The organism is Parvibaculum sp. (assembly GCF_035511255.1).
Lineage (GTDB): Bacteria > Pseudomonadota > Alphaproteobacteria > Parvibaculales > Parvibaculaceae > Parvibaculum.
On sequence record NZ_DATKFR010000509.1, the window covers coordinates 1 to 8,874 of the forward strand.

An 8,874-nucleotide genomic window follows, 5' to 3' on the forward strand; every position below is an offset into this window, starting at 1 on the left:
GCGTCATCACCTCTTCGAGGCAGGCGCGCATGGCGGCGAGCGCCAGCATGTTGCCCGACAATGTCGTGCCGATGCCGGAATAGCCGGGTGTCTTCGTGTCGAGAACGCGCTGCATGTCCGCTTCGACCGCGGCGGTGAAGCCGTAGACAGCGGCGGGAAGGCCGCCGGCGACGGGCTTGCCCAGCACGAAGAAATCGGGATCGAGATCATGCGCGCGGGTGAAGCCGCCAAGCCCCGTCGAGATCGTATGCGTCTCGTCGAGACAGAGGAGTGTGCCATTGCGGCGCGCGGCGGCAAGAAGTCCTTCGATGAAGCCGGGTTTCGGCAGCACCATCGCGGTGTTCGTCAGCGCCGGCTCTGTGAGGATCAAGGCGATGTCGCCGGCGGCGAGCAGTCTTTCCACCGCTTCGAGATCGTTGAAGGGCGCGGCGACGCTCGTCAGCGCGATGTCCTGGACCTGGCCGAGCAGGCTCGGCTTCATTTTTGTCCCATCGCCGTCGAGTTTGACGAAGGCGTCCTCGACCTGACCGTGATAGCAGCCGTCGAAAACGAGAATCTTGCGCCGGCCGGTGATCGCGCGTGCCCAGCGCACCACAGCGCGGTTGGCGTCGCTCGCCGTCGCCGTCATTTGCCAGAAGGGAAGGCCGAAACGCGCCGCAAGCAGCGCGCCGACTTTCGCGGTGAGGTCGGAAGGGAGCATGGCGGTGAGACCACGCACGGCCTGTTCGGCAATCGCCTTCGCGACCGGCGCCGGCGAATGGCCGAACATCGCGCCCGTGTCGCCGAGACAGAAATCGGCATAGGCATGGCCGTCGACATCGACGACCGTCGAGCCCCGCGCCTCACGGACGAAAAGCGGAAAGGGCGTCTCCCAGTCGAGCATCCAGTGCAGCGGCACTCCGCCGGGAAAATGCCTGCCCGCTTCCGCCGCCATCTGCCGCGAGACGGGATGACGTTCGGCAAACCTGGCGCGCTCGGCCGCGATCATGGCCTCGGCCCGGCGCCTGATGTCCGGCGACATCGACATGGGAAGATACTCCGGCGAATGAAGACGAAACTTCTAACCCAAGCCGGACGCGCCGCCTAGGAGGCGTATCGGCGCGGAAACAGGCCTGTCCCGGAGATATCGTGAGGAAGTTTGGTGGAGCCAGGCGGAATCGAACCGCCGACCTCTTGCATGCCATGCAAGCGCTCTCCCAACTGAGCTATGGCCCCGCCGATTTGATGCGGAGAGATTGGGCTCCCCCGCAGCGGTGGCGGAACTTAGGGCGCGTTTCCGCCCGGATCAAGCGAAACCTTGATCCGGCGCGAATGGCGCGCCCCACGCGCCGCAATCGTCTTATTCGTCTTCGTCGCCGACGCCGCGAATGATTCCGGAAACGTCGTCTTCCTCGTCCTCGTCGTCCGGGAGGAAGGCGTCATCGTCCTCGGCAGCGTCCTCGATCTCCTCGCCGATTTCTTCCAGAATATCGTCGCCCAGATCCTCGGCGGCGAGTTCCTCGTCGCGCATCGCGTCGAGCGAGACATTGTCCTCGTCGGCAACGACGACGGGGCGCGGCGCAACCTTTTCCTTCGGCTTTTCGACCGGCTTGGCGCGCTTCACCTTTGCCACCGCTTCCGGCACGAATTCAGTCTTGCACTTCGGGCAAACGGCCGGGCTCTTGCCCAGGTCGTAAAACTTTGCGCCGCAGCTCGGGCAATCGCGCTTCGTTCCCAACTCCGGTTTCGACAAGCTCAAATCTCCTCGCGGCTTCCGGGCCTTTCGGCTCGCTTCGCCAAGTTTCTCCCCGACCGTTTCGGCGGGGTCTGCCCAACGGATTTTCCCATTGCCACGTTAAGTTGCTCCTGTCAAAACCTATTCGCGCGCGCCGCTTGTCCGCTTGTTCCGTCTCCTGCCGGAACCGCGTTTCCCGGAAGTCCCCGACGCATATGACCCTGGCCCATCCGTCCCCGAAATCCGCATCGAGCCTGATGGCCGAGCCCTCCCATGCCCTGACGGGCAGGCTCCGGGTCCCCGGGGACAAGTCGATTTCACACCGGGCCCTGATTTTCGGGGCGCTGGCGGTTGGTGAAACGCGGATTACCGGGCTTCTAGAGGGCGAGGACGTGCTCGCCACCGCCGAAACCATGCGCCGCCTCGGGGCCGACGTGACACGCACCGGCGACGGCGCCTGGAGCGTCCGGGGCGTCGGCGTCGGCGGTTTGCGCGAACCCGCCGAACCTCTCGATTTCGGCAATTCGGGCACCGGAGCACGGCTCGTCATGGGGCTGGTCGCCGGCCACTCGATCACGGCGAGTTTTGTCGGCGATGCCTCATTGTCGCGCCGTCCCATGGGCCGCGTCATCACGCCATTGAGCCAGATGGGCGCGGTCTTCCATGCCCGTGAAGGCGGGCGCCTGCCGCTGACGCTGACGGGCGCTGAAGAGACGCTCGCCGTCACCTATCGGTCTCCCGTCGCCTCGGCCCAGGTGAAATCCGCCGTGCTGCTCGCCGGCCTCAATGCGCGGGGCGTCACCACCGTCATCGAGCCCGTGCCGACGCGCGACCACACCGAACGCATGCTCCGGGCCTTCGGCGCCCATGTCGAAACGGAAACGCTGAAGGACGGCGCGCTTGCGATCCACCTCACCGGCCAGCCCGAGCTTCGCCCCTGCCCGATCGTCGTGCCGGGCGATCCGTCGTCGGCCGCCTTCCCGGTCGTCGCGGCGCTTGTGGTGCCGGGCTCCGAGATCGTCGTCGAAGGCATCACGCTCAATCCGCATCGCGCCGGTCTCTATACGACGCTCATCGAAATGGGCGGCGACATCGAGATCATGAACCAGCGCGAGGAGGGTGGCGAACCTGTCGCCGATCTCAGGGTGCGCGCCTCGGCCCTGCATGGCATCGAGGTGCCGCCGGAACGCGCCGCCTCGATGATCGACGAGTATCCGGTGCTTGCCGTGGCAGCATCCTTTGCGACGGGCGAAACCGTGATGCGCGGCATTCACGAGCTGCGCGTCAAGGAAAGCGACCGCATCGCGGCGACGGCAGCGGGGCTTCGCGTCAACGGCATCAAGGTGCATGAGACGGACGATTCCCTGACCGTCGAAGGGCGCGGCGCGCATGTCGAGGGCGGCGGACACGTCGTCACGCATATGGATCACCGCATCGCCATGTCCTTCCTCGTCATGGGCCTCGGCGCGCAAAGGCCGATCACCGTCGACGACGCCTCGATGATCGCGACGAGCTTTCCGAATTTCGTGCATCTGATGCGCGGCCTCGGCGCGAGCTTCGCCGGCCAGGCGCAATGAGCCTCCGATCGTGAGCATCGTCATCGCAATCGACGGTCCCGCCGCCTCCGGCAAGGGCACGCTCGCGCGCAAACTCGCCCGGCATTACGACTTCGCCTATCTCGACACGGGCTCGCTCTACCGCGCCGTCGGCCAGACGGTGCGGGCGGCGGGCGGCGATCCCTCGAACGAGGAGGCAGCCGTCGCGGCCGCCCGGGACCTCGATCTGACGAAGATCGACGAGGCTGCGATCCGCACCCGCGAGGCCGGCGAGGCTGCCTCGCTTGTCGCCGTGATGCCGGCAGTCCGGAACGCGATTTTGCAGTTCCAGCGCGATTTCGCGGCAAGTCCGCCGGGCGGCAAAAAAGGCGCCGTTCTCGACGGCCGCGACATTGGAACCGTGGTCTGTCCGGATGCCGATGTGAAGATCTTCGTGACCGCCAGTCCCGAAGTCAGAGCCCGCCGGCGCTGGCTCGAACTCAAGGGCTCGGGGTCCGCCGTTTCCGAGGCACAAGTCCTTGAGGATACACGGGAAAGAGACAAGCGCGACGCGGAGCGGGCGACCAGCCCGATGAAGCAGGCCGACGACGCGCACTTGCTCGACACCACCGATTTGAGTATAGAGACGGCGTTCGGCGAAGCCGTCCGGATCATAGACAAGTCAATGAGTTAAGTACGCGGCCTGCATTTGCAGCGCGTGCCTTGCCCATTGGCCTTTCGACGTTCGGACGGGGGCTGCCGTTTTCGCAACCTCTAACCCTACTGCCCACGTCCACATGCTCCCGGGCGCTCACGACCCAGGGGGAAGACCGCCGGATACAACCGTCGGCCGGATCAAAGCACGATCAGGAGACTGAACACATTGGTTAACGCAGCAAGCGCACTCAATCCCACGCGCGAAGATTTCGCCGCCCTGCTCGAGGAGTCCTTCGGCTCTTCCGAGATGCAGGAAGGCTCCGTCATCAAGGGCAAGGTCGTCGGTATCGAGAACGATCTCGCCATCATCGATGTCGGCCTCAAGACCGAAGGCCGTATCGCTCTCAAGGAATTCGCGACCCCCGGCAAGCCCGCCAACATCAATGTGGGCGATACCGTCGAGGTCTATCTCGAGCGTATCGAGAACTCCGCCGGCGAAGCCGTGCTCAGCCGTGAAAAGGCCAAGCGCGAGGAAAGCTGGATCCGCCTCGAAGTCGCCTTCGAGAAGCAGGAACGCGTCGACGGCCAGATCTTCGGCCGCGTGAAGGGCGGCTTCACCGTCGATCTCGACGGCGCCGTGGCCTTCCTCCCCGGCAGCCAGGTCGACATCCGCCCCGTGCGCGACGTGACCCCGCTGATGAACATTCCGCAGCCTTTCCAGATCCTCAAGATGGACAAGCGCCGCGGCAACATCGTCGTTTCGCGCCGCGCCGTGCTCGAAGAGACCCGCGCCGAACAGCGTCAGGAACTCGTCGAGAACCTCAAGGAAGGCCAGGTGCTGGAAGGCGTCGTCAAGAACATCACCGATTACGGTGCGTTCGTGGACCTCGGCGGCGTCGACGGCCTCCTGCATGTCACCGACATCGCATGGCGTCGCGTCAACCACCCGACGGAAGTTCTCTCGATCGGCCAGACCGTCAAGGTTCAGGTCATCAAGGTGAACCAGGAAACGCAGCGCATCTCGCTCGGCATGAAGCAGCTCGAGGCCGATCCGTGGGAAGGCGTGGCGGCGAAATATCCGCTGGGCGCCAAGCTCAAGGGCCGCGTCACGAACATCACCGATTACGGCGCGTTCGTTGAGCTCGAGCCGGGCGTCGAAGGCCTCGTCCATGTCTCCGAGATGAGCTGGACGAAGAAGAACGTGCACCCCGGCAAGATCGTTTCGACCTCGCAGGAAGTCGAAGTGATGGTGCTGGAAGTCGATCCGGTGAAGCGCCGCATCTCGCTCGGTCTCAAGCAGTGCCTCGACAATCCGTGGACGAGCTTCGCCGAGAAGTTCCCGGTCGGCACGATCGTCGAAGGCGAGATCAAGAACATCACCGAATTCGGTCTGTTCATCGGCCTCGACACCGACGTCGACGGCATGGTCCACATGTCCGACCTCGACTGGAACAAGCCAGGCGAAGAAGCCATGCAGGCCTACCAGAAGGGCCAGATCGTCAAGGCCCAGGTACTCGACGTCGACACCGAGAAGGAACGTATCTCGCTCGGCATCAAGCAGCTCGGCGGCGATCCGATGGAAAGCCTCGGCGATGCGATCCGCAAGGGCGCCGTCGTCACCTGCGTGGTCACCGGCGTTCAGGAGAACGGCCTCGAAGTCACGGTCGGCGCGGAGGCGATGCCCGCCTTCATCCGTCGCGCCGAACTTTCGCGCGACCGTTCGGAGCAGCGTCCGGAGCGTTTCTCGGTCGGCGACAAGATCGACGCCCGCGTGACGCAGTTCGACCGTGCGGCCCGCAAGATGACGCTTTCGATCAAGGCGCTCGAAATCGCCGAAGAGAAGGAAGCGGTTGCCCAGTACGGCTCGTCGGATTCGGGCGCGTCGCTCGGCGACATCCTCGGTGCGGCCCTGAAGCGCGAGCAGGACGACAAGAAGTAACTGCCCGCGTCGGAACCCTCTCTCGTCAGGGCGAGGGTTCATGACGCGGCGAGGCAATTGGTCTAAGCTCCGGCACCTTATCGCTTGTCCGGAGAAAGCCAGTGTCCTTCGACGCAGATGCAATCACGGACAGGCGGCGCTTAAAGCGCCGCCTGTTTTTTTGGCGCTTCGGGGCCGTCGTCGCTGTCCTGCTGGCCGTCTTCGCGGTCTTCGGCGCGAGCGGTTTCCACCGCGCCCAGATCGCCCGGGTCGAAATCAACGGCATCATCACCGACGACCGCGACCTGCAGGACCTGCTGAAGCAGCTCGGCGACGACACGGCGATCAAGGCCGTCATCCTCTCGATCGACAGTCCCGGTGGCACGACGACGGGCGCGGAAGCCCTCTACACCAGCGTTCGTCGGCTCGCGGCCAAGAAGCCCGTCGTCGCCACGCTCGGCACGGTGGCGGCGTCCGGCGGCTATATCGCGGCGCTTTCGGCCGATCATATCGTCGCGCGCGGCAATACGCTGACCGGGTCGATCGGCGTGCTTTTCGAGTGGCCGCAATTCACCGGCCTGATGGAGAAGCTCGGCATCGAAATGAAGGCCGTGAAATCGGCCCCGCTCAAGGCCGAGCCGGCGCCCTATCACAAGGCGACGCCGGAGGCGCTGGCGGCGACCAACGATCTCGTCGTCTCCTCCTATGACTGGTTCCTCGGTCTGGTGCAGGAGCGCCGCAAGCTCGACGCGGCGACGGCGCGGAAACTTGGCGACGGGCGGGTCTATACCGGTTGGCAGGCGGTCGGAAACAAGCTCGTGGACGAGATCGGCGGCGATGACGAGGCGGTCGCCTGGCTCGCCAAGGCGCGCGGCATTCCGGCCCGTCTTCCGGTCCGGGACTGGGCTCCGATCCGCCCCGATGAGGGCTACGGGTTTTTCGGGGCCCGGGCGGCTGGCGAGGTTCTGGCCGGCGGCATCGAAGCGCTGGCCGGAAAAACACTGCAAACAAAAAGACTTACCCTTGACGGGCTGACAAGCGTTTGGCACCCTGACGCCCGTTGAACGATGAGTTTCACGCTGCCTGGGGGCGGGCAGGGGCGCGCGGCAAGCTGCTCGAAGCCATGCCCCTCACGGAATGGCCAGAGGCGGCAACAGCCGGACGCGCAAGACCATGATAAAATCCGAACTCGTCGCCCGCCTCGCTCAGGCCAACCCGCATCTCTATCAGCGGGACGTCGAGCGTATCGTCTCCACGATCTTCGACGAAATCAGTGCGGCGCTGGCGCGAGGCGACCGGGTGGAGCTGCGCGGCTTCGGCGCCTTTTCGGTGAAGAGCCGCCCGGCCCGCACCGGACGGAACCCGCGCACCGGCGCGCCCGTTCATGTCGATGAGAAATTCGTGCCCTTCTTCAAGACCGGCAAGGAACTGCGCGAGCGCCTCAACAACGCCGATATCCCGGAAGGCAAGCTCCTGTCCATGCAGGAAGGCGACGACGAGGGCGACGATAGCGAGGATTGATCCCTCGCCTCTCGCCCATATGGGTGAGCTTTAAAGGACCGAGACATTGAACCTTCTCCGCTGGATCGTCCTGCCGCCGGTGGTGCTCGTCACAATGGCGCTGGCCGTTGCCAATCGTCATATCGTGACGTTCAGCCTCGACCCTTTCGACACGGCCGCCCCGGCGATCGCCCTCGAGATGCCGCTGGCCGCAATTGTGCTGATCGCGCTCTTCGTCGGCATCCTGATCGGGGGCTTCGCGGCCTGGAGCCAGGCCCGGATCAAGCTCGCCCGGCGGAACGCGCCGCCACCGCCCGAGCGGCCGAAGGCGAGCCCCGCCGCCGAAACGAACCTGCCCGCCGCAACGCTTTAAGCCGCGGGCCCACAGGTGCTATAAACCGCGCGACCTGCCACAGGAGGCCGCCATGAGCCTGACCGACAACCCCATCTTCTGCGCTCTCGATACCGTCGACGAGGCCCATGCGGCTTCGCTTGCGCGCGGCCTCAAGGGCACGGTCGGCGGCGTCAAGCTCGGCATGGAATTCTTCTACGCGCGGGGGCCGCAAGGCTATGCGAAGGTCGCGGAAGCCGGTTTGCCGATTTTCCTCGACCTCAAGCTCCACGACATACCGAATACGGTCGCGGGCGGCATCCGCGCGACGCTCGCGCTGAAGCCCGCCATCGTCAACGTCCATGCAGCCGGCGGGCTCGCCATGATGCGCGCCGCCGCCGATGCGGCAAAGGAAGCGGGCGACGCCCGCCCGCTCGTCGTCGCGGTCACGATGCTGACCAGCCTCGATCAATCCGATCTCGTCGCCACGGGGGTTTCGGGCACACCGGCCGATCACGTGCTGCGGCTTGCACATCTCGCGGCGGAAGCCGGTCTCGACGGCGTCGTCTGCTCGGCGCATGAAATCGAAAGGCTTCGCGCCGAACTCGGCCGCGACTTCAAGCTCGTCGTGCCGGGCATCCGCCCCGCCGGCGCGGATGTCGCCGACCAGAAGCGCATCATGACACCATCGGACGCGCTCGCGCGCGGCGCCGACATTCTCGTCATCGGGCGCCCGATCACGGGCGCGCGGAACCCGCGCGAGGCCGCCGAGGCGATCGCCGCCTCGCTCGCGGCGTGAGATGAGCATCCGGGTCAAAATCTGCGGGCTTTCGACGCCGGAGACTGTGGGGGCGGCGGTCGAGGCCGGCGCCGATTATCTCGGCTTCGTCTTTTTCGAAAAGAGCCCTCGCAATATCTCGCCCGAACAGGCGGCGGACCTTGCAAAGCTCGTCCCCGCCAATGTGCTGAAAGTGGCGCTGACGGTCGATGCCGACGACGCGACGCTGGCGCGGATCGTCGCCACGCTGAAGCCGGACATGTTGCAGCTTCATGGGAGCGAAACCCCGGAGCGACTTCGCGAGCTGAAGGGGCGTTTCGGCCTCACGCTGATGAAGGCGATCGCCGTTTCCGCACCGGAAGACTTAACGGGTTCAAGTATTTACCGTGATTCCGCCGACTTGTTGCTGTTCGATGCCAAACCGCCTAAATCTATGCAGAA

The 8,874-nt window shown here is 65.3% G+C and carries 9 protein-coding genes, 1 tRNA gene and 1 pseudogene; 8 read left to right on the forward strand and 3 right to left on the reverse strand.

Annotation, left to right across the window (positions count from 1 at the left end; translation table 11 throughout):
- From VMR03_RS18840 to VMR03_RS18850, 3 genes are all read right to left on the reverse strand, one after another.
- A partial coding sequence (locus VMR03_RS18840; protein ID WP_325408001.1) for a transaminase occupies positions 1–1,027 on the reverse strand: 1,027 nt, incomplete at its 3' end.
- Positions 1,028–1,139: 112 nt separating this feature from the next.
- Positions 1,140–1,215, reverse strand: a tRNA-Ala gene (locus tag VMR03_RS18845).
- Between the two features lie 124 nt (positions 1,216–1,339).
- Entirely contained in the window at positions 1,340–1,732 is a 393-nt protein-coding gene (locus tag VMR03_RS18850) for a TIGR02300 family protein (RefSeq protein WP_325408003.1), read from the reverse strand.
- Between the two features lie 197 nt (positions 1,733–1,929).
- Here VMR03_RS18850 and aroA point away from each other — a divergent pair, with 197 nt between their 5' ends.
- The 8 genes and pseudogenes from aroA to VMR03_RS18890 form a co-directional block, all read left to right on the forward strand.
- Positions 1,930–3,291 (forward strand): 3-phosphoshikimate 1-carboxyvinyltransferase, encoded by a 1,362-nt coding sequence (aroA, locus tag VMR03_RS18855; protein WP_414693209.1) that lies wholly within the window; start codon positions 1,930–1,932, stop codon positions 3,289–3,291.
- Positions 3,292–3,307: 16 nt separating this feature from the next.
- Entirely contained in the window at positions 3,308–3,943 is a 636-nt protein-coding gene (cmk, locus tag VMR03_RS18860) for a (d)CMP kinase (protein WP_325408019.1), read from the forward strand.
- Between the two features lie 189 nt (positions 3,944–4,132).
- Positions 4,133–5,845 carry a 30S ribosomal protein S1 gene (rpsA, locus tag VMR03_RS18865; RefSeq protein ID WP_325408005.1) on the forward strand — a complete coding sequence of 571 codons (1,713 nt, stop codon included), beginning with the start codon at positions 4,133–4,135 and terminating at the stop codon, positions 5,843–5,845.
- 101 nt (positions 5,846–5,946) lie between these two features.
- Positions 5,947–6,888 carry a signal peptide peptidase SppA gene (sppA, locus tag VMR03_RS18870; protein ID WP_325408007.1) on the forward strand — a complete coding sequence of 314 codons (942 nt, stop codon included), beginning with the start codon at positions 5,947–5,949 and terminating at the stop codon, positions 6,886–6,888.
- 109 nt (positions 6,889–6,997) lie between these two features.
- Complete coding sequence (ihfB, locus tag VMR03_RS18875) at positions 6,998–7,345, forward strand: integration host factor subunit beta (RefSeq protein ID WP_325408009.1); 348 nt, start codon at positions 6,998–7,000, stop codon at positions 7,343–7,345.
- A 46-nt stretch (positions 7,346–7,391) separates the two neighbouring features.
- Complete coding sequence (locus tag VMR03_RS18880) at positions 7,392–7,697, forward strand: LapA family protein (RefSeq protein ID WP_325408011.1); 306 nt, start codon at positions 7,392–7,394, stop codon at positions 7,695–7,697.
- Positions 7,698–7,749: 52 nt separating this feature from the next.
- Complete coding sequence (gene pyrF, locus VMR03_RS18885) at positions 7,750–8,454, forward strand: orotidine-5'-phosphate decarboxylase (protein ID WP_325408013.1); 705 nt, start codon at positions 7,750–7,752, stop codon at positions 8,452–8,454.
- Position 8,455: 1 nt separating this feature from the next.
- A pseudogene (locus VMR03_RS18890) lies at positions 8,456–8,874 on the forward strand (phosphoribosylanthranilate isomerase); the annotation flags it as partial.